The sequence below is a fragment of the Saliniferula longa genome, from assembly GCF_050789285.1.
Taxonomy (GTDB): Bacteria; Pseudomonadota; Alphaproteobacteria; order Rhodobacterales; family Rhodobacteraceae; genus CAVPWP01.
In genome coordinates this window covers 1,173,918-1,192,411 of sequence record NZ_JBOUVX010000002.1, presented here as the reverse complement: position 1 = coordinate 1,192,411, position 18,494 = coordinate 1,173,918, and the positions used below count along the sequence as shown (strand labels likewise).

Genomic DNA, 18,494 nt, shown 5'->3' with positions numbered 1-18,494 from the left:
CCTACATCCCCGGGGACAGGCGGCCGTCCATCCCACGCGCGGGCGCGGTGCCGCCCAGGGCGAGGGCGATGGTGGTCGCGTTGTGGTCGATCATGCCCAGGTAGGTGCCCTCGTAGGTGTCCGGCGCGCCCATGGCGTCCGAGAAAAGCTCGCCACCGATGACCACCTCATGGCCGCGGGCGGCGGCCCCTTCGATCAGCGCGCGCACATTGCGGTCACTGACCGAGCTTTCGACGAAGACCGCGCCGATCCGGCGATCGACCAGCAGGTCGACCAGTTCGCCGATCCGGTTCAGCCCGGCCTCGCTTTCGGTCGAGATGCCCTGGATGCCCAACACTTCGAACCCGTAGGCGGCGCCGAAATAGTTGAAAGCGTCGTGTGCCGTGAGCAGGACGCGCGCCTGCGGCGGCACCGTCGAAAGCACCTGCGCCTGATAGGCGGCAAGGCGCGACAGTTCCGCCTGGTAGGCCTCGGCATTGGCGCGGAAGGTTTCGGCGTCATCCGGGCTGACCTGGGTCAGGGCGTCCTGCACCGCAAGCACCACCATCGACCACAGCGCGGGGTTCATCCAGACGTGCGGGTCGAAGCGGTCGGGATAGTCTTCATTGCCCAGCAACAGGTTCGCCGGAATGCCATCGGCCACCGCGATAACGGGCTGGCGCGCGGCAAGGTCCAGAAGGAACTCTTCCAGCTGCGCCTCGAGGTAAAGTCCGTGCCACAGCACGAGGTCGGCCTGCGTCATCGCCACGATGTCGCTGCGGGTCTGGCGGTAGCCGTGCGGGTCGACCCCCGGCCCCATCAGCGCGCGCACCTCGACCCGATCGCCGCCGACCTGCGCGACCGCGTCCGCGATCATGCCGGTCGTCGTCACCACGGTCAGCCGATCCCCGGCTTCGGCAAGCGCCGCCCCTGGAAGCGAAGCGGACAGGACGGCGGCGAAAACCACGCGCCCCACTCCACGACGGCTGAACGACCTCATGCAAAACACTCCCTGCTGTTTTCCCTGCAGGGACATTTATGCGAACGGTTCGCAATGTCAATGCAAATGCAAACCATTCTCAAAAATAGCGCCCATTTCGCGTGCGGCCGCGGGCCGTTGCCGAAAAATCAGGCAAAAGCAGCAGGGTCAGAGGACAAGAAGGGTCTTCAGCACCGGAGGCAGCGCAAGCGGTGTATCGGCCGCGGCATCGGCCCCCACTTCGCGCCAGGCCAGGGGGCTGTCGGTGAAGACCCGCCCGCCGACCACGATGACGATCCTGCGGTTGCACGAGACGTTGCGCACGTCCGTGACGAGAGCGCGAAGGCGGTCGAGATCGACGGTGCTCGACGACACGCGGCTGGTCGCGATGACGAGGCCGTCGAAGTCGTTTTGCGAAAGTTCCTTCAGCAGTTCGTCACGTGTCGCGGGAAAGCGCGACACCGCGCTCCATCCGCGCGAACGCAGGACGTCGGCCTTCAGGATCGAGCCCACGATGTGCAGATCGCCGGGCATCTGCGCGACCATGACCTTGAACGCCCCGACGTTCCGGTCGGGGTCAACCACGCCATGGCGGCGCATCCGCGCGTAGGTGATCTGCATCTCGGACAGGGCCACGGCGATATCGGCCTCGGTGCAGCGGTTGTCGTGCCAAAGATCGCCCAGTGTCGACGCCGTACGCCCGAACAGGCGCACGAAGTCGTCAAGGCCACGGCCGGCGGTGCGGCACAGCGCCTCGACGCGCTGGGAATCGATGTCGTCCTGCTCGGACGAGAAAAGCCGGGCAAGTTCGCGCGCGCAGGCCGCCAATTCGGTCGAGATGTCGGCCGGGGCCCTGTCGGGCTGGGTGTCGTCGAAGACCGGGCTGAACCCCAGCCCCGAGACAAAACGCTCGACCGAGGTGCGCAGCCGCGCGCCGTCGGGGCGCAGCACGCGGTCGTCGTTGTCGGCCTCGATGTTGAACAGCACCCGCAACAGCGACGGCGCCGCATCGGGATACGAGATCAGCGCGTCAAGCGGCGCATCGGTGGCCTGAAGCGCGCCCTGAGGCGCGAGGAACGGCTGACTGCGGCGCACCGCGAGTCGCATCTGCCAATCCGAGAAGGCGCGCTCGCGGATCGTGCGTTCGCGCAGGACCTCGAACTCGGCATGGCGCGGATCGACCCGAATCGCCGACACCACCCGGTCGAGCGAGGCGCGCGGCCCCTCGAGCCACTGCACGAAACGGCCCTGGTCGTAAACCAGCGTCCCGGTAAGCCTCTCGTCGGCATTGCGCCGCACCGCGACCGACAGAAGATCGGCGAGCGCCGGCGCGTCGAAGGCCGATGTCGCCTTGCTGCGATAGATCAGGTTGGTCAGGGCGCCTGCGTTGCCGGCCGCTTGGGCCGGCACCATTCCACCGGGCGAAGGCTGTGCCATTGGCATCTCCTGGCACGAAGATCCTGTCGCCAACACCGACCTGACCTGCGCGCGTGCCACGGACCATTCAACACTATGAACCGGAGGGCACCGTTGCGTTGAATCACAGTAATCCCCGTTCACTTTCGGTTGCAAGCGGTCGAAGTGTCGCCCCCCGAAGACGGACGCCGACCTCCCGGATGGGCGCGACCAGGGTCAGCCCGCGCCTGCGCGCTCGAACACGACCGTGCGCCCGCGCGATCCGCGCGGGCAGTACGTGAAGCCGGATCGCGCGAAGGCGCCGAAGACTGCGGCGATGCCCGCCTGACCATACTGCGCCGGATGCAGTTCGACCACGGCCAGACGCACATCCTGCGGCAAGGGTTCGTCGAAGAGCGTGGCTTCCGCGCCCTCGAGATCGGCCATGAGGACGGTCGGCCGTGCGATCTCGAAAAGCCCCTGAAGGCCAAGGGCAGGCACGTCCACCGGCGCCTTCCGCCCATGTCCGGTGTCAAGCGTCGACGCGGCCCAGAACCCCGAGCGCAGATGCAGGAAAACCGTCCCGCCGCCGGTTCCCGGAACCGCCGCGCCGTGGATCACCGTGACCGGCGAAAGACCGTTGCGGGCGACATTGGCCGCGATCACCGCGGGCATGGCCGGGTTCGGTTCGACCGCCACGACCGCATCCGGCCCGACGACGGCCGCAGCGACCACCGTCAGAAAGCCGCACCCCGCGCCGAGGTCGAGAACCCGGTCTCCTGCGGCCAGATGCACCAGCAGCGCATTGGCCTCGGCATGTTCATAGCGCCCCGATGCCAGCGCCTCGCGCACGCCGGCATCCAGTTCGGCTTCGGGCACCTCAAGACTGACGCCGCCGACGTCAAAGACCGGCATGGAACGCTTTCCCATGGCCGGGGCCGGCATCGCCCCTAGTCACCGAGGATCGCCTGGACGCTTTCGAAGACCTCAAGCTCGGGGGGCCCAAGATAGATGTCCTTGTGATCGCCCGCGCCCCGGTGCGCCTCGCGGAAGGCCTCGGACCGGGTCCAGGCCAAAAAGCTTGCCTCGTCCGCCCAGGCGGTGTGCGAGGCGTAAAGGCGGTAGCCGTCCCGTTCCGGCCCCTTCAGAAGATGGAACGCAAGAAAGCCCGGCACGGTCCTGAGGTGGCTGTCGCGGCGCACCCAGACCGCCTCGAACGCGGCCTCCTGCCCCAGCCTGACCTTGAACCGGTTCATCGTCAGATGCATCGCGTCCCTTCCTTTCGCCGACTGCGGGTTCGCGGCCGCACTGGCATTTCCCGCCAGTTCATTGCATGACATGGGACAGGTCAACCACCCGGCCAGAGGATGCCCGCCTGCCCATGCAACTTTTCGTCGGCCTTGGAAATCCCGGCGCGAAATATGCGCGCAACCGGCACAACGTCGGCTTCATGGCAGTCGACCGGATCGCCGGGGATCATGGCTTCGCCCCCTGGCGGGCGAAGTTCCAGGGCCAGGCGACCGAAGGCACGCTGGGCGGCACGAAGGTCATTCTTCTGAAGCCCGAAACCTTCATGAACCTGTCCGGCCAGTCGGTGGGCGAGGCGATGCGGTTCTACAAGCTTTCCCCGGCCGAGGTGACGGTCTTTCATGACGAAATCGACCTTGCCCCCGGAAAGCTTCGCGTGAAGGCGGGCGGCGGGCATGCCGGCCACAACGGCCTGCGGTCGATCCATGCCCATGTCGGCGACGCCTACCGGCGGGTCCGGATCGGGGTCGGGCATCCGGGCCGCAAGGAAGCGGTGCCGGGCTATGTCCTGCACGATTTTCCGAAGGCCGACGCCGACTGGCTTGACGACCTCCTGCGCGGCATCAGCGACGGCGCGGCGGCGCTGGCGGCGGGCGACGCGGGCAAGTTCCAGAACGCCGTGGCGCTGCGGATGCAGCCCGACCGCGCGCCCCGGGACGCCCGGGCCGCGGCCCCCGGACCAAAGAGCGATGCAGGTCCCGAGGCGGACTCTGGACCCGCGCCCGCCACCCGACCCGAGACCCGGCCCGAGACCGACTTGCGCAGCCCGCTCCAGCGTCTCGTCGACCGGTTTCGCTGAGGCGCAGCCCGGCGACGTGAATTGCCCCGGGCCCCGACCTGCGCTAGGTCGTGGCGCAGGCAGCAGGGAAAGGTGCGCGCCATGTCCTTCGACCGCGATCCTTCGGTGAACGTGCTGGGCGGACCGCTCATGGCCTGTTCGGCCGACCCGGTGACGGGCTTCTTCCGAAACGGCGCCTGCGACACCTGCGCCGAGGATCGGGGCTCTCACACCGTCTGCGCCGTCATGACCGCCGAATTCCTGGCCTATTCGAAATACGTGGGCAACGACCTGTCGACCCCACGCCCCGAGTTCCGGTTTCCCGGCCTGAAACCCGGCGACCGGTGGTGCCTTTGCGCCGGACGTTTCCTGCAGGCGGCCGAAGAGGGGGTGGGCCCGAAGGTCGACCTTGCAGCGACCCACGCCCGCGCCCTCGACATCGTGCCGATCGCGGTCTTGTCGGCCCATTCGGTGGGTGCCGAAGGCAGCGAGGGCTGAGGCGCTCAGGCGCTGGCGTTCATCAGTTCGTCGATGAAAAGGCTCAGAAGCTGGGGGCGGCCGCTGACCCCGGCCTTGCGATAGATCGCATTGGTCTGCGCCTTCACCGTGCCTTCGCTGGTCTGGCGCAGTTCCGCGATCTCTTGCGTGGACATTCCCTTGATCGCGAAGAGCGCCACGTCGCGTTCCGCGGGTGTCAGGCCCCATTCGGTGAAGCGCTCTTCCAGCACCTCCATGAAGGCGCCCGAGGCCGCCCGCAGCGCCTCTTCGGCGCGGGCCGAACGGGCGCGGGCATGGCGGATGGCGACCGCGCCCAGGACCACGCCAAGGATCAGGCCGATCGCGGCGCCGATCTCGACGAATTCATAGAGCTGCCAGTTGAGCGGCGCGATACGCAGCCCGAAGACCGAAATCAGAATCTCGGACGTGAAGAAGAAGGCGCAGACGGCCTGGATCACCAGGACCACGCCGATGACCACAGGATGCGCTAACACCGTCCGGATCCGTCCCCCGCCGCGAAATTCCACGCTGTCGGCGCCACCTCAGTCATCGTCGTCGTCGCCGCCTGACGAGCCCGAAGACCCGCCGTCATCGTCATCGTCGTCACGCGAACTTCCCGAAGACCCGCCATCATCGTCGTCATCGTCTCGCCCGCTGCCCGAGCGGCCCGACGATCCGTCATCGTCGTCGTCGTCGCGCGAAGACGGCGCGACGATGCGGCTGGTGGTGTCGTCGTCGTCGTCGCGCTGAAGGACAGCCCAGTAGTCGCGCAGGATCACGCCCGTGGTCGGGTTGATCACGATCTCGCGCCGGTATTCGTCGTTGGCGGCCACGATGCGTGTGCGCCCCAGAAACGTTCGCGAGACGCGGATCTCGGTGAACCCCTGATCGCGCAACTGGTCCACGATCTGCCGCTCGGAGACGCCCTGCGCCCACACGGCGCCGGCGGCGAGGGACAGCGCGACCGCGCAAATGAACAGGGCACGTCTGAGCATGATTACCGAACCTGAACTGGGGGACGCGACGATGCACGCCCCCCGCTGCATGGGTTATACCCCCGGGGGCATCCCGGGCAAGACGCGATGGTTGCCGTCAGTTCCCGTCGTCGTCGTTGTCGTCATCGCTGTCGTCGCGCGATCCGCCCGACGACCTGTCGCCGTCGTCGTCATCGTCGTCGCTGTCGTCGCGCGATCCGCCCGACGAGTTGCTGTCATCGTCGTCATCATCGTCATCGTCGTTGTCATCGCTGTCGTCGTCGCTGTCGTCGTCGCTGTCATCATCGTCGTCGTAGCCCGACCCGCTTTGGTCGTCGTCGTCATCGTCCCGCTCGGTGCGGTCGCTGACGACAACGCCGAACTGGATCAGGATCTCGCGCTCGATCCCGCCGCCCTCGCCCTTCACGCGGGTGCCGAACGGGCCGCGCTGGACCCGCACCTCGCGGAAGCCCTGCGCGGCAAGCTCGTCGATGGCGGACTGGACTTCGGGCGGGAACTGCTGCGCCAGCGCCGTGGTGGACATAAGAGCCGCCATGGCGGCGAGGGTGGCAAGTTTCTTCATGGTCACGTCCTCGTTGGTGGTTGCGCGGCAGGGCATCTGTCCGCGTTCGTGTCCCGACCGGAACACATCCCACCCGGCCTCACCATTGGACCAGAGTTTAGCCTGTCGTCGATAAACCCACGGGGGGCCGGCATAAACCGAGGTTTATGCCGGCGTCTTTTCGCGCCCGCCCCCGGCCGCGGCCCTCAGGGCTTGAGACCCATGTCGAAGCCCAGCGCCCGGGCGACGGTGAAGATGTCCTTGTCGCCCCGGCCGCACATGTTCATGCAGATGATGTGGTCCGCAGGCAGCGTGGGCGCGATCTTCATCACATGTGCCAGCGCGTGGCTGGGCTCGAGCGCGGGGATGATCCCTTCAAGCTCGCAGCAAAGCTTGAACGCCCCGAGCGCCTCGGCATCGGTGATCGCCACGTATTCGGCGCGGCCGATGTCGTGCAGCCAGGCATGTTCGGGACCGATCCCGGGATAGTCGAGCCCGGCCGAGATCGAATAGCCTTCCAGGATCTGTCCGTCCTCGTCCTGCAGAAGGTAGGTACGATTGCCGTGCAGCACGCCGGGCCGCCCGCCGGTGAGGCTGGCGCAATGTTCCATCTTCTCGTTCACGCCCTTGCCACCCGCCTCGACGCCGATGATGCGGACCTCGGAATCGTCGAGGAAGGGATAGAACAGCCCCATCGCGTTCGAGCCGCCGCCAATGGCGGCGATGATCGTGTCGGGCAGCCGGCCCTCGGCCTCGTACATCTGCTCTTTCGCTTCCTTGCCGATGATCGACTGGAAGTCGCGCACCATCGCCGGATAGGGATGAGGGCCCGCCACCGTGCCGATGCAGTAGAAGGTATCGCGCACATTCGTGACCCAGTCGCGCAGCGCGTCGTTCATCGCGTCCTTGAGCGTGCCCCGGCCCGAGGTGACGGGAATCACCTCGGCGCCAAGAAGCTTCATGCGGAAGACGTTCGGGGCCTGACGCTCGACGTCATGGGCGCCCATGTAGACCACGCATTTCAGGCCGAACTTCGCACAGACCGTGGCGGTCGCCACACCGTGCTGGCCCGCGCCGGTTTCGGCGATGATGCGGGTCTTGCCCATGCGACGCGCCAGGATGATCTGGCCGAGCACGTTGTTGATCTTGTGCGCGCCCGTGTGATTGAGCTCGTCGCGCTTCATGTAGACCTTCGCGCCGCCCAGGTGATCGGTCAGACGCTCGGCGAAGTAAAGCGGCGAGGGACGGCCCACGTAGTGCTTCCAGAGGAAGTTCATCTCGGCCCAGAAACTGTCGTCCGTCTTGGCCCTTTCGTACTGGGCCTCGAGCTCGAGAATGAGCGGCATCAGCGTCTCGGACACGAAGCGGCCACCGAAATCGCCGAAACGGCCGTTCTCGTCGGGGCCGGTCATGAAGCTGTTGATCAGGTCTTCGGGCATCGGGCGCCTCCGTTCAGGTCAGTGCTGATCTAGCGGGCCGGACCGCAAGGGTAAAGAAGCGAAGCTGACGCGGGCCGGACAAAGGGGGCTCTGCCCCCGCCCCCGCCTGCGCGGGGGGATCCCCCGGGATATTTCTTCCAAGAAGAACAGGTCAGGGAATTCTTCTTGGCTCAAATATCCCTGCCGGAGGCGCGCCGCGCAGCGGCGCAGAAGGCCTCGATGCGGGCGGGGTCCTTCATCCCGGGCGCGCGTTCCACGCCCGACGACACGTCGATCTGCTGCGCGCCGGTCAGGCGGATCGCCTCGGCCACGTTGTCGGGCGTCAGGCCGCCCGCCAGCATCCAGGGCACCGACCAGCGCCGCCCGGCGATGAGACGCCAGTCGAAGGCCAGGCCGTTGCCGCCCGGCAGCGGGGCGCCCCGCGGAGGCCGCGCGTCGACAAGGATCTGATCGGCGACCGGGGCATAGGCGTCGATCCGCGCCAGATCGGCCTCGTCCGCGAGGCCGACCGCCTTCATGACCGGCAACCCGTGGCGGGCGCGCACCCCGGCCACGCGATCCGGCGGCTCGTGGCCGTGAAGCTGCAGCATGTCGAGCGGCACCCCGGCCACGATGGCGTCGAGCAGGGCGTCGGACGCATCGACCGTGAGCGCGACCTTGGCCACCCCCGGCGGCACCGAAAGCGCAAGATCGCGGGCGGCCTCGATGGAAAGGTTGCGTGGCGAGGCGGGGAAGAAAACAAAACCGACATAGGCCGCCCCGGCCTTCACGGCGGCGGCGACGTCGGCGGGTGCGGTCAGCCCGCAGATCTTGACCCGTACGTGTCCAGTCATGGTCCGGTCAGCGCGCCGCGCCGGGGTCGAGAAGGGCCAGGACCTCGTCCGTTTCGGACTTCGGCTCCTTGTCCTTCAGCCGCTTTACCTCGCGCTCGAGCCGGTCCTTCTCGCGCCGCTGCGCGGTCGCTTCGGCGCGATGCTTGTGTTCGCGGAACCATTCCCACACGAAGCCGACGAGGATGCCGGCGATGAGGCTGGCAAGGATGATCAGGAAAAGCGGCAGCGACGCCGCGAGGTTGAAGCCGAAGAGCGTGGCAAGCTCGTCGGGCAGCAGCCGGATCTCGACGGCGCCGCGATTGGCCAGCGCAAGCGTCGTAAGCACGATCGCAAGAAGGGCGAGGAAGGCGTATTTCAAGCCGCGCATGGGGCGCAGCCTATTCGTTGTTCAGCCGGTCCCGCAAGAGCTTGCCGGTCTTGAAGAACGGAACATGCTTTTCCTCGACCTCGACGCTTTCGCCGGTTCGGGGGTTGCGGCCTGTCCGGCCTTCGCGGTGCTTGACGGAGAACGCGCCGAAGCCGCGCAGTTCGACCCGGTCGCCGCGCGCCATGGCTTCGATGATCTCGTCGAAGATGGTGGCCACGATCCGTTCGACATCGCGCTGGTAGAGATGTGGATTCTCGTCGGCGATCTTCTGCACAAGCTCTGACCGGATCATTCGTTCCTCCCCAGGTGCGCGGCGCGACGACGTCGGAGTATAGGGGCAAAGCCTCACGCGCGAAATACGCCTCGAACACGAATCGTGGCGAAATCCGGTTCGAAAACAGGGAATTGCCGTCAGTTTCGTCGTGCCGCGTCGCGGCAAGGGCGGGCAGTGCAGCGTGGCGGTTTCATCCCGAACGGCATGATTCGCCCCGGTATCCGGCGAATCCGGCCCAGGCCCGGACAGAACCCGGGATGCGCCCGACGCATGGCCGCCGTCCCGGCGGCCCGAAGGGCACGTCGCCGTCCGGCAACCGCCCGTCGGCAAAGGAAAACCCCGCGGCATCGCTGCCGCGGGGTCGCACCCCCCAAGAAGGGAGGGTCGTTCTACTTGTTCTCGCCCTTGAGCGCGGCACCCAGAATGTCGCCCAGCGACGCCCCGGAGTCCGACGAGCCGTACTGTTCCACGGCTTCCTTCTCTTCGGCGATCTCGCGCGCCTTGATCGACAAGCCCAGGCGGCGGGTCTTGGCGTCGACGTTGGTCACGCGGACATCGACCTTGTCACCCACCTGGAAGCGCTCGGGGCGCTGTTCGGCGCGATCGCGCGACAGGTCCGAGCGGCGGATGAAGGACTTGGCGCCCTCGTATTCCACTTCGATCCCGCCATCCTCGATCGCGGTAACCGCAACCGTGATGACCGAGCCGCGCTTCACGCCCTCGACCACGTCCGAGAAGCTGTTGTCGAGGCCCTTGATCGAAAGCGAGATGCGTTCCTTCTCGACGTCGACTTCCGTGACAACCGCTTCGACCGTGTCGCCCTTGCGGTAGTTCTGGATCGCCTCTTCGCCACGCTGGTCCCAGCTGAGGTCCGACAGGTGCACCATGCCGTCGATGTCGCCGTCGAGGCCCACGAACAGACCGAATTCGGTGATGTTCTTGACCTCGCCCTCGACACGCGTGCCGACCGGATGCGTCTCGGCGAAGACTTCCCACGGGTTGCGCATGGTCTGTTTAAGACCCAGCGACACGCGGCGCTTGGCGCTGTCGATCTCGAGCACCATGACGTCGACTTCCTGCGAGGTCGACACGATCTTGCCCGGGTGCACGTTCTTCTTGGTCCAGCTCATTTCCGAGACGTGGACAAGACCCTCGACCCCCGGCTCAAGCTCGACGAAGGCGCCGTAGTCGGTGATGTTGGTCACACGGCCCTGGTGGACCGACCCGAGCGGGAACTTCGCTTCGACCGAATCCCACGGATCGTCCTGAAGCTGCTTCATGCCAAGGCTGATGCGGTGAGTGTCCTTGTTGATCTTGATGACCTGGACCTTCACGGTCTCGCCGATCGACAGAATCTCGGAGGGGTGGTTGACGCGACGCCAGGCCATGTCGGTGACGTGCAGAAGGCCGTCGACACCGCCGAGGTCCACGAAGGCCCCGTATTCGGTGATGTTCTTGACGACGCCGTCGACGGTGTCGCCTTCCTTGATCTTGGCGATAACCTCGGCACGCTGTTCGGCGCGGCTTTCTTCCAGAATCGCTCGGCGCGAGACCACGATGTTGCCGCGGCGGCGGTCCATCTTGAGGATCTGGAAGGGCTGCTTCATCCCCATGAGCGGGCCGGCGTCGCGCACGGGGCGCACGTCGACCTGGCTGCCGGGAAGGAAGGCCACGGCACCGCCGAGATCAACGGTGAAGCCACCCTTGACCCGGCCGAAGATCGCGCCGTCGACGCGGGCATCTTCGGCATAGGCCGTTTCGAGACGGTCCCACGCCGCTTCGCGGCGGGCCATTTCACGGCTGATGACGGCTTCGCCGCGGGCGTTCTCGGCCGAGCGGAGATAAACCTCGACCTCGTCGCCGACCGCGATGTCGGGCGCTTCGCCGGGGTTTGCGAATTCCTTGAGATCGACGCGGCCTTCCATCTTGTAGCCGACGTCGATGATGGCCTGGCCCGCCTCGATGGCGATAACCTTGCCGCGGACGACAGACCCTTCCTCGGGCGTGTCTATTTCGAGGCTTTCGTTAAGGAGGGCCTCGAATTCCTCCATGGTCGCTTTAGCGCACATGCGCATTCAGTTCCTTTTCATCTCTATGCGGGCCTGGCGGTTGTCTCCGCCGGTCTTGGTTTCGGTCCCTCGCGGGTTGCGATCGGTCAGCGGGCCATAAAACGAAAGGGCCGGTTGCCCGACCCTGCTCAGTCTTCGGTTCACGGCTGTTTCCGCCGTCTGACCGCGCCCATATAGTGGGACGCGGCCGCCGGCGCAAGCGTTTCGGCCCGTCTCAGGTGCCCTGAATCGATTCGAGGAAGGCGCGCAGTTCGTCTTCGGATTCCTTCGACAGCGAGGTGCGCATCACCTTGCCCTTTCCGCGGAACGGCTCGAGTCGCTCGAGCACCTTGTCCGGCGTCGACCGCTTCACCAGGGTGAACAGGGCCGAGCCGCCCTTGGGCAGGTTCGCGCCCAGTTCCTTCATGAACTTGTCGTCGATGCCGATGTCGGTCAGCTTGCCCGACAGCGCACCGGCGCCAGCGCCCACGGCCATGCCCAGAAGCGGGTTGAGAAACAGCATCCCGATCAGCAGCCCCCAGAACGACCCGCCCACGGCGCCCGCCGCGGTCAGGTTCACCGCCTGGTGAAGCTTGACCTTGCCGGCGTCGTCGCGCGTCACGACCACGACGTCGTCCATGTCGATCAGGTATTCCTTCTGAAGCTTCGCCAGTTCGGCGCGCAGCTCGAAGGCGGTGGTCTCGTCGTCGAATGTCACGGCAATCAGATCGGCCATGGGTCTCTCCTTGTGATTCGCGGTCGTCCACTTCGGAATACTGCCCCAACCGCACAGTAAGTCGACAGGGCCTGCCCACTCTGGCCTGCCCTGCCCTCTTCCGCCATCGCCAGGCCGGGCTGTGGCCGGCGTCAATCCGTCGCGCGGGGCAACGACGGTGGCGGGGGGGGGGGGGCGAGGCTCGATTCTTCTTGCAATCAAAAGCTCTTCCCGGAAATCTCGTGACAAATCAGATCTGCGAAGGCAGATCAAACGTGGGGTTTGCCCCGTATTCCTGTCACGGGGAGATCAGAGTTGGACCTCACGCTCGAATCCGCGTTCTCGACGGGCGGGCTTGTCGGGCATTTCGCCTATCTCCTTCTCGTCGTCTCGATGCTGATGCGGTCGCTCTTCTGGCTGCGCGTTCTTGTCATCCTGTCCGCCCTTACCGCGATCGCCTACGCGGCGATCTGGCTGAACGATCCGGTCAGCACCTTCTGGGAATCGGCGCTCGTGGTCGTGAACATCGTCCAGATCACGCTGGAATGGCGCGCCAACCGCAAGGCACGCTTCACCGCCGAGGAACAGGGCTTCATCGACGCCCGCCTGCAGGGCCTTGGCAAGTTCGAGGCACGCCGGCTTCTCGACCTGGGAACCTGGGTCGACGCCCCCGTCGGCACCCGGCTGACGACCCAGGGTCAGATGGTGCAGGACCTGATCTATGTCTCGTCGGGAACCGTCGCCGTCTTCGTCGGGGGCCGGCGCGTGGCGACCTGCGCGCCGGGGTCCTTCGTGGGCGAGATGTCGCTGGTGGGCGGCGGCCCCGCATCGGCCACGACCGAGGTCGAGACGCCAACGCGCCACTGGGCGATCCCCCTGACGACCGTGCTTCGGCTGCGCGATCAGAATTCGCGTCTGGTGGCGGCGCTCGAAGTCGCGATCGCGCATGACCTCAAGTCGAAGGTCATCGCCGCGAACCTGCGCACGGCCTAGAGGCGCGCGGCCTCGACCAGGGCGATGGCGGCAGCGACGGCCTCGTCGATGCTCATGCCCGTGGTGTCCAGGGTGACCGCGTCCTCGGCAGGGCGCAGTGGCGCCGTCGCGCGGGCACTGTCGCGGGCGTCGCGGGCACGCAGATCATCGAGGACGCCCGTCTCGGTCACGTCCGCCCCGCCGTCCTTCAGTTCAAGGAAGCGGCGATGGGCGCGCACTTCGTCCGAGGCAGTGACGAAGAGCTTCACCTCGGCCTCGGGGCAGATCACCGTGCCGATGTCGCGCCCGTCAAGAACCGCACCGCCCGCGCGCCGGGCGAACGCCACCTGGAAATCCGTCAGCGCCCCGCGCACTTCGGGGATCGCGGCGACCTTCGAGGCCGCCTGCCCCACCTCGGCGCTGCGCAGGCCGGGGGCCTCAAGATCCTCGGCACGCAGACCGCGCGCGGCATCCACCGGTTCGGTCCCCTCAAGCACCTTGCGTCCGACCGCGCGGTAGAGCAGCCCGGTGTCGAGATGGGCAAAGCCGAAATGCGCCGCGACCCGGCGCGAAATCGTGCCCTTGCCGCTGGCCGCCGGACCGTCGATGGCGACGGTGAAGGGGGCGGTCCCGCTCATCCGCGAACCGCCTGCACCGCCGCGAAGGCGCGAGGCCGGCGCAGCGCGGCGTGACGGACGCGGACCGCGCTCATCCCCTTGCCCTTTCAAGACTGGCGCCAAGGCCCGTCATCAGATCCTCGAAGATCGGAAAGCTCGTGGCGATGGGGCTTGCGTCGTCGACCCCGACGGCATGGCGCGCGCCCATGCCAAGGCAAAGGAAGGACATCGCGATCCGGTGATCCAGCCGCGCCGCCGCCGTGCCGCCGCCCGGCACGCCCTTCGGCCCCATCCCGTGGACGATCAGCGTCTCGCGGTCTTCCTCGATGCGCACACCGTTGGCTTCGAGTCCCCGGGCCATCGCGTCGATCCGGTCGCTTTCCTTGACGCGCAGCTCGCCCACGCCGCGCATCACCGTCGCCCCTTCGGCAAAGGCCGCGACGACCGACAGGATCGGGTATTCGTCGATCATGCTGGCCGCGCGCTCGGCCGGCACCTCGATTCCGCGCATGTTGGGCGAGAAGCGGGCGCGCAGGTCGGCCACGGGTTCGCCACCTTCCTCGCGCGGGTTCTCATAGGTCAGATCCGCGCCCATCTCGCGTAGCGTGGCGTAAAGCCCTGCCCGCGTCGGGTTCAGCCCGATGCCCGGCACCAGCACGTCCGAACCCTCGGTGATCAGCGCCGCGCAGACCGGGAAGGCGGCCGACGAGGGATCGCGGGGCACCGTGATGGTCTGGGGTCGCAGTTCGGGTCGACCGGCCAGGCGGATCACCCTTTGGCCGTCCTCGACCGTGACCGACACCTCGGCGCCGAACCCCGCCAGCATCCGCTCGGTATGGTCGCGCGTCGCCTCGGCCTCGCGCACGACGGTCTGGCCCGGGGCGTTGAGGCCGGCCAGAAGCACTGCCGACTTCACCTGCGCCGAGGGCATAGGCAGAGCATAATCCACCGGTACCGGGTCGGCCGCCCCGACCAGCGTCAGCGGCAACCGTCCGCCGGCGCGGCCGTAGGACATCGCGCCGAACAGCCGCATCGGGTCCGTCACCCGCCCCATCGGCCGCGACCGGAGCGACGCGTCGCCCGTGAACGTCGCCGCGATGGGCGAGGTCGCCATCGCCCCCATGATCAGGCGCACGCCCGTCCCCGAGTTGCCGCAGTCGATCACGTCCGCGGGTTCCGCAAAACCGCCGACACCCACGCCATGCACGCTCCAGGTGCCGGGGCCGTGCTGCGTCACCTCGGCCCCGAAGGCGCGCATCGCCTTGGCAGTATCAAGCACGTCTTCGCCCTCGAGCAGGCCGGTGATCCGCGTCTCGCCCACGCAAAGCGCCCCAAGGATGAGCGAGCGGTGGCTGATCGACTTGTCGCCCGGCACGCGCGCCTCGCCCCGCAGAGGGCCGGCGGGATGCGAGGTCATCGGGATGGGCGCGCCGTGGGCGGACATGGAAGCACTTTCTTCTGGATCTGTCGTGCCTGCGCGCTTAGCGAATTGCCGCACGGGGGTCCAGCGCCCTCACGCCTCGCCCAGCCAGCGGCGCGGGTTCACATGGGCGATCTGATGAAACAGATCCTCGCCCAATGCATCGCGCAGTCGGATCGAGACGGCCTTCTCGGACAGTTCCTCCTGCCGGGTCATGTAGAAATCCGATCCGAACAACACCCGCTCGCGAATGTGGGGATGCGCAAGATGAAGCCGCAGAAGCGGCATGTGATCGGCAAAGCGGAAGATCGTATAGCTGATGTCGGTGTAAAGGTTCGAATAGGTCCGGTCCTTCAGAAGCCGGGCGATCTTGGCCGACCAGTTGCGCTCGCGCGCGTCGGGGTCATCGGGGTCGACGCCGTCGCGCAGATGCGCGCGCCAGTCGCGATCGCCGCCGAAATGCGCAAGGCACAGGCGCAGGTCGGGAAAGGCCCGCAGCACCGGCTCGTGCGCCTGCGGGGCGGTCACGGCATCCTGCTGCGACGGCAGCCAGCCCTTGCGCCAGACCCCGCCGCGCGAACAATGCGACATCACCGGCAGGTTCCTGTCGAGACAGAAGGGATAGACTTCGTCCATCAGGACCGGGTGGTCAGGCCGAAAGCCCATGCGCGGATAGATCTTCACGCCGCGAAAGCCCAGGTCGTCGACGCAGCGGCGCAGTTCATCCATCACCCCCGCGCGCCGGGGATCGACGCCTGCGAAGGGGATGACCTGCGCGCCATAGTCAGGATCGGCGGCGAGGCTGGCCAGTTCATCATGCTGGGCCACGATGTCGCGCGCCACCGGCCCGTGACCGGCCTCGCTCATGTCAAGCGGCAACACCACGAAGCGCGTCGTGCGCGGATAGTGATGCAGCACCTCGCGAAAGACCGCCCGCTGCGACCGCCGCTTGCCGGTGCGGTGAAACAGCTCGATCCGGCGCAGGTAGTCGGCCGACCGCTCGCGCCCCAGCGCCTCGGCGCCCCAGCGCAGAAGCGTGATCAGCCCCGGGAACGCCCGCACCACGACCACGAGGACCGATGGAAAGCAGCGCGGCGTGTGGGCGGTGGTGAAGGTATGGACGTGGCAGTTGACGATTTCGGTCTCTTGCATCGGGGTCGCTCGGGCCTGGGGACGGGATCACCCCGGCAGCCTAACACAGCCCCGCCGCACGCGCCGCCCTCAGCGCCGCCGGAAGGTCAGGTAATGCGGCACCCGTCCCTCGCGCAGCGCCTTTTCCTCGTATCGCGTCGGGATCCAGTCCGGCCAGGGCCGCCGCCAGTCCTCGGGCCCCTCGGCCAGCCACTCGAAACCGTGGCGCGGCACCTCTTCAAGGGTCTGTCGCACATAGTCGGGGATGTCGGTGGCGACGCGGAACTCGGCCCCCGGCCTCAGCACGCGGGCCAGCGGCACAAGATGTTCTGGCGTCACGAACCGGCGGCGGTGATGGCGGGCCTTGGGCCAGGGATCGGGGTAGAGCAGGAAGGCCTTCGCCACCGATCCTTCGGGCAGAACGTCGAAAAGATCCCGCACGTCGCCGGGATGGATGCGGATGGTCTCGACGCCCGCCTCGCGGATCCGCCCCAGAAGCATCGCCACCGCGTTGATGAAGGGCTCGGCCCCGATCAGGCCCACCTCGGGATGCGACGCGGCCTGATGCACCATGTGCTCGCCCCCGCCGAAGCCGATCTCGAGCCAGACCTCGCGCCCGCCGAACAGCGAGGCAAGGTCAAGCGGCGCACGGCCGGGGTTGTCCTCCCATGCGACGGGTCCGGGCGACAGTCTTTCCAGATCCGTCTCGAGGAACGCCTTGTGCCGGTCGCGCAGGGTCTTGCCGTGCCGGCGTCCATAGAAATTGCGCCACGGCGCGCCGCTCGGGTGACCATCGGGACGGCTTTGGGGATCTCTTGTCGTCATGGCCGGGCTGTCTTGCCGGGGCGGCGGCTGCCGTCAACCCCCACCTGGCGTTCTTCTTGGGTCAAGTATCCCGGGGGAGCCCCCGCCAAGGCGGGGGCGGGGGCAGAGCCCCCTGCCCCGTCGGGGCTGCCCCTGACCTCAGACCAGCGCCTTCAGCGCCGCGGCAAGGTCCGTGCGCTCCCAGCTGAAGCCGCCGTCGGTTTCGGGATCGCGCCCGAAATGGCCATAGGCAGCCGTCCGTTGATAGATCGGCCGGTTGAGGCCCAGCCGCGTGCGGATGCCGCGCGGCGTCAGATCGACGCTCTCGCGGATCGCGGCCTCGATCCGCGCGGGATCGGCCTCGCCGGTGCCGTGGGTATCGACATAGATCGACAGCGGCTCGGAGACACCGATGGCATAGGCCAGCTGGATCGTGCAGCGCCGCGCCAGACCGGCCGCGACGACATTCTTCGCCAGATGCCGCGCGGCATAGGCCGCCGAGCGGTCGACCTTGGTCGGGTCCTTCCCGGAAAACGCGCCGCCGCCATGGGGCGCGGCGCCGCCGTAGGTGTCGACGATGATCTTGCGCCCGGTCAGGCCAGCGTCGCCGTCGGGCCCGCCGATCACGAAGCGCCCGGTCGGGTTCACGTGCCAGACCGTTTGCGCGTCGACCCAGCCCTCGGGCAGCGTTTCGCGGATATACGGCTCGACCACGTCGCGCACGTCGGCCGAGGTCATGTCGCCGTCCAGATGCTGGGTCGACAGAACGATCGTGTGCGCGCGCACGGGCTTGCCGTCGCGGTATTCCACGGTGATCTGCGACTTGGCGTCAGGGCCAAGTTCGGGCGCGGCACCGGAATGGCGCGCCTGCGCCAGGCGGTGAAGCACCTTGTGGGCGTAAAGGATCGGCGCGGGCATCAGTTCCGGCGTCTCGTCGACGGCATAGCCGAACATGATGCCCTGGTCGCCCGCGCCCTCGTCCTTGTCCTTGTCGAGCGCCGCATCGACGCCCTGCGCGATGTCGTGGCTCTGCTCGTGGACATAACAGTCGATGTCGCAGGTCTTGAAGTGAAAGCCCTTCTGCATGTAGCCGATCCGGCGGATCGTCTCGCGCGCGGCCTCGACCATCTCTTCGTGATTGACGGCGTTCTCCTCGGAGATCTTCACCTCGCCCATCAGCACGACCTTGTTGGTCGTGGCGCCGGTCTCGACCGCGACGCGGGCCTCGGGTTCGCGCGCGAGGATCATGTCGAGGATCGCGTCCGAGATCTGGTCGCAGACCTTGTCGGGGTGCCCCTCGGAAACGCTTTCCGAGGTGAAGAGATAATCGTTTCGGGTCATGGGAAGTGCTCCGTTGGGGTATCCCCGTCACGCCAGGAAGCCGTTGTGACGGTTCGGTGC

21 protein-coding genes and 1 riboswitch are annotated in these 18,494 nt (G+C 67.3%); of the genes, 3 read left to right on the top strand and 18 right to left on the bottom strand.

Translation table 11 applies throughout. The features are described 5' to 3' along the window. Nucleotide 1: 1 nt before the first annotated feature. From ACRDNQ_RS12450 to ACRDNQ_RS12435, 4 genes are all read right to left on the bottom strand, one after another. Nucleotides 2–979, bottom strand: a complete 978-nt coding sequence (locus ACRDNQ_RS12450; protein WP_431828971.1) for a metal ABC transporter solute-binding protein, Zn/Mn family — start codon at nt 977–979, stop codon at nt 2–4. A 147-nt stretch (nt 980–1,126) separates the two neighbouring features. Then, nucleotides 1,127–2,395 (bottom strand): BLUF domain-containing protein, encoded by a 1,269-nt coding sequence (locus ACRDNQ_RS12445; RefSeq protein ID WP_431828970.1) that lies wholly within the window; start codon nt 2,393–2,395, stop codon nt 1,127–1,129. 195 nt (nt 2,396–2,590) lie between these two features. After that, a complete protein-coding gene (locus ACRDNQ_RS12440; protein ID WP_431828969.1) occupies nt 2,591–3,268 on the bottom strand; it encodes an FkbM family methyltransferase in 678 nt (225 codons plus the stop codon). A gap of 35 nt (nt 3,269–3,303) precedes the next feature. After that, a complete protein-coding gene (locus ACRDNQ_RS12435; protein ID WP_431828968.1) occupies nt 3,304–3,621 on the bottom strand; it encodes an antibiotic biosynthesis monooxygenase family protein in 318 nt (105 codons plus the stop codon). 113 nt (nt 3,622–3,734) lie between these two features. Here ACRDNQ_RS12435 and pth point away from each other — a divergent pair, with 113 nt between their 5' ends. Beyond that, entirely contained in the window at nt 3,735–4,460 is a 726-nt protein-coding gene (gene pth, locus ACRDNQ_RS12430) for an aminoacyl-tRNA hydrolase (RefSeq protein WP_431828967.1), read from the top strand. A gap of 81 nt (nt 4,461–4,541) precedes the next feature. Next, the gene (locus tag ACRDNQ_RS12425; RefSeq protein WP_431828966.1) at nt 4,542–4,937 is read left to right on the top strand and encodes a DUF2237 family protein; all 396 of its coding nucleotides are present in this window, start codon (nt 4,542–4,544) and stop codon (nt 4,935–4,937) included. A gap of 5 nt (nt 4,938–4,942) precedes the next feature. Here ACRDNQ_RS12425 and ACRDNQ_RS12420 read toward each other — a convergent pair whose 3' ends face one another. The 9 genes from ACRDNQ_RS12420 to ACRDNQ_RS12380 form a co-directional block, all read right to left on the bottom strand. After that, a complete protein-coding gene (locus tag ACRDNQ_RS12420) occupies nt 4,943–5,431 on the bottom strand; it encodes a helix-turn-helix transcriptional regulator (protein WP_431828965.1) in 489 nt (162 codons plus the stop codon). Between the two features lie 48 nt (nt 5,432–5,479). Next, complete coding sequence (locus tag ACRDNQ_RS12415) at nt 5,480–5,932, bottom strand: hypothetical protein (RefSeq protein ID WP_431828964.1); 453 nt, start codon at nt 5,930–5,932, stop codon at nt 5,480–5,482. A gap of 97 nt (nt 5,933–6,029) precedes the next feature. Further along, nucleotides 6,030–6,494 carry a hypothetical protein gene (locus ACRDNQ_RS12410; RefSeq protein WP_431828963.1) on the bottom strand — a complete coding sequence of 155 codons (465 nt, stop codon included), beginning with the start codon at nt 6,492–6,494 and terminating at the stop codon, nt 6,030–6,032. 185 nt (nt 6,495–6,679) lie between these two features. Beyond that, nucleotides 6,680–7,912, bottom strand: coding sequence for a tryptophan synthase subunit beta (gene trpB / locus ACRDNQ_RS12405; protein ID WP_431828962.1), 1,233 nt, complete (start codon nt 7,910–7,912; stop codon nt 6,680–6,682). Nucleotides 7,913–8,082: 170 nt separating this feature from the next. Further along, nucleotides 8,083–8,745: a phosphoribosylanthranilate isomerase gene (locus ACRDNQ_RS12400; RefSeq protein ID WP_431828961.1), complete on the bottom strand. Its 663-nt coding sequence runs from the start codon at nt 8,743–8,745 to the stop codon at nt 8,083–8,085. A 7-nt stretch (nt 8,746–8,752) separates the two neighbouring features. After that, nucleotides 8,753–9,112 (bottom strand): LapA family protein, encoded by a 360-nt coding sequence (locus ACRDNQ_RS12395; protein ID WP_431828960.1) that lies wholly within the window; start codon nt 9,110–9,112, stop codon nt 8,753–8,755. A 10-nt stretch (nt 9,113–9,122) separates the two neighbouring features. Next, the gene (gene ihfB / locus ACRDNQ_RS12390; RefSeq protein WP_431828959.1) at nt 9,123–9,404 is read right to left on the bottom strand and encodes an integration host factor subunit beta; all 282 of its coding nucleotides are present in this window, start codon (nt 9,402–9,404) and stop codon (nt 9,123–9,125) included. 371 nt (nt 9,405–9,775) lie between these two features. Further along, on the bottom strand, nt 9,776–11,455 hold the full coding sequence (rpsA, locus tag ACRDNQ_RS12385; RefSeq protein ID WP_431828958.1) for a 30S ribosomal protein S1: 1,680 nt from the start codon (nt 11,453–11,455) through the stop codon (nt 9,776–9,778). Between the two features lie 214 nt (nt 11,456–11,669). Further along, complete coding sequence (locus ACRDNQ_RS12380; RefSeq protein ID WP_431828957.1) at nt 11,670–12,170, bottom strand: DUF1269 domain-containing protein; 501 nt, start codon at nt 12,168–12,170, stop codon at nt 11,670–11,672. Between the two features lie 294 nt (nt 12,171–12,464). Here ACRDNQ_RS12380 and ACRDNQ_RS12375 point away from each other — a divergent pair, with 294 nt between their 5' ends. Then, nucleotides 12,465–13,142: a Crp/Fnr family transcriptional regulator gene (locus ACRDNQ_RS12375; protein WP_431828956.1), complete on the top strand. Its 678-nt coding sequence runs from the start codon at nt 12,465–12,467 to the stop codon at nt 13,140–13,142. Here ACRDNQ_RS12375 and ACRDNQ_RS12370 read toward each other — a convergent pair. The 5 genes from ACRDNQ_RS12370 to metK all read right to left on the bottom strand — a co-directional run bounded on the left by ACRDNQ_RS12370 (nt 13,139) and on the right by metK (nt 18,434). Next, nucleotides 13,139–13,759: a (d)CMP kinase gene (locus tag ACRDNQ_RS12370; RefSeq protein ID WP_431828955.1), complete on the bottom strand. Its 621-nt coding sequence runs from the start codon at nt 13,757–13,759 to the stop codon at nt 13,139–13,141. The two genes, ACRDNQ_RS12375 and ACRDNQ_RS12370, sit on opposite strands and share 4 nt — an antisense overlap. 70 nt (nt 13,760–13,829) lie before the next feature. After that, nucleotides 13,830–15,182 (bottom strand): 3-phosphoshikimate 1-carboxyvinyltransferase, encoded by a 1,353-nt coding sequence (aroA, locus tag ACRDNQ_RS12365; RefSeq protein ID WP_431828954.1) that lies wholly within the window; start codon nt 15,180–15,182, stop codon nt 13,830–13,832. A 69-nt stretch (nt 15,183–15,251) separates the two neighbouring features. After that, entirely contained in the window at nt 15,252–16,310 is a 1,059-nt protein-coding gene (locus ACRDNQ_RS12360) for an amidohydrolase family protein (RefSeq protein WP_431828953.1), read from the bottom strand. A gap of 69 nt (nt 16,311–16,379) precedes the next feature. Continuing rightward, nucleotides 16,380–17,114, bottom strand: coding sequence for a tRNA (guanine(46)-N(7))-methyltransferase TrmB (trmB, locus tag ACRDNQ_RS12355; RefSeq protein WP_431828952.1), 735 nt, complete (start codon nt 17,112–17,114; stop codon nt 16,380–16,382). Between the two features lie 138 nt (nt 17,115–17,252). Continuing rightward, nucleotides 17,253–18,434 (bottom strand): methionine adenosyltransferase, encoded by a 1,182-nt coding sequence (gene metK / locus ACRDNQ_RS12350; RefSeq protein WP_431828951.1) that lies wholly within the window; start codon nt 18,432–18,434, stop codon nt 17,253–17,255. A 6-nt stretch (nt 18,435–18,440) separates the two neighbouring features. Then, a riboswitch (SAM-SAH riboswitch) is annotated at nt 18,441–18,489 on the bottom strand. Between the last annotated feature and the right edge of the window lie 5 nt (nt 18,490–18,494).

Coding starts and splice junctions, on each gene's coding strand:
- ACRDNQ_RS12450 (WP_431828971.1), bottom strand. CDS start 979: ATGAGGTCGTTCAGCCGTCGTGGAGTGGGGCGCGTGGTTTTCGCCGCC.
- ACRDNQ_RS12445 (WP_431828970.1), bottom strand. CDS start 2,395: ATGGCACAGCCTTCGCCCGGTGGAATGGTGCCGGCCCAAGCGGCCGGC.
- ACRDNQ_RS12440 (WP_431828969.1), bottom strand. CDS start 3,268: ATGCCGGTCTTTGACGTCGGCGGCGTCAGTCTTGAGGTGCCCGAAGCC.
- ACRDNQ_RS12435 (WP_431828968.1), bottom strand. CDS start 3,621: ATGCATCTGACGATGAACCGGTTCAAGGTCAGGCTGGGGCAGGAGGCC.
- pth (WP_431828967.1), top strand. CDS start 3,735: ATGCAACTTTTCGTCGGCCTTGGAAATCCCGGCGCGAAATATGCGCGC.
- ACRDNQ_RS12425 (WP_431828966.1), top strand. CDS start 4,542: ATGTCCTTCGACCGCGATCCTTCGGTGAACGTGCTGGGCGGACCGCTC.
- ACRDNQ_RS12415 (WP_431828964.1), bottom strand. CDS start 5,932: ATGCTCAGACGTGCCCTGTTCATTTGCGCGGTCGCGCTGTCCCTCGCC.
- ACRDNQ_RS12410 (WP_431828963.1), bottom strand. CDS start 6,494: ATGAAGAAACTTGCCACCCTCGCCGCCATGGCGGCTCTTATGTCCACC.
- trpB (WP_431828962.1), bottom strand. CDS start 7,912: ATGCCCGAAGACCTGATCAACAGCTTCATGACCGGCCCCGACGAGAAC.
- ACRDNQ_RS12400 (WP_431828961.1), bottom strand. CDS start 8,745: ATGACTGGACACGTACGGGTCAAGATCTGCGGGCTGACCGCACCCGCC.
- ACRDNQ_RS12395 (WP_431828960.1), bottom strand. CDS start 9,112: ATGCGCGGCTTGAAATACGCCTTCCTCGCCCTTCTTGCGATCGTGCTT.
- ihfB (WP_431828959.1), bottom strand. CDS start 9,404: ATGATCCGGTCAGAGCTTGTGCAGAAGATCGCCGACGAGAATCCACAT.
- rpsA (WP_431828958.1), bottom strand. CDS start 11,455: ATGTGCGCTAAAGCGACCATGGAGGAATTCGAGGCCCTCCTTAACGAA.
- ACRDNQ_RS12380 (WP_431828957.1), bottom strand. CDS start 12,170: ATGGCCGATCTGATTGCCGTGACATTCGACGACGAGACCACCGCCTTC.
- ACRDNQ_RS12370 (WP_431828955.1), bottom strand. CDS start 13,759: ATGAGCGGGACCGCCCCCTTCACCGTCGCCATCGACGGTCCGGCGGCC.
- aroA (WP_431828954.1), bottom strand. CDS start 15,182: ATGTCCGCCCACGGCGCGCCCATCCCGATGACCTCGCATCCCGCCGGC.
- ACRDNQ_RS12360 (WP_431828953.1), bottom strand. CDS start 16,310: ATGCAAGAGACCGAAATCGTCAACTGCCACGTCCATACCTTCACCACC.
- trmB (WP_431828952.1), bottom strand. CDS start 17,114: ATGACGACAAGAGATCCCCAAAGCCGTCCCGATGGTCACCCGAGCGGC.
- metK (WP_431828951.1), bottom strand. CDS start 18,434: ATGACCCGAAACGATTATCTCTTCACCTCGGAAAGCGTTTCCGAGGGG.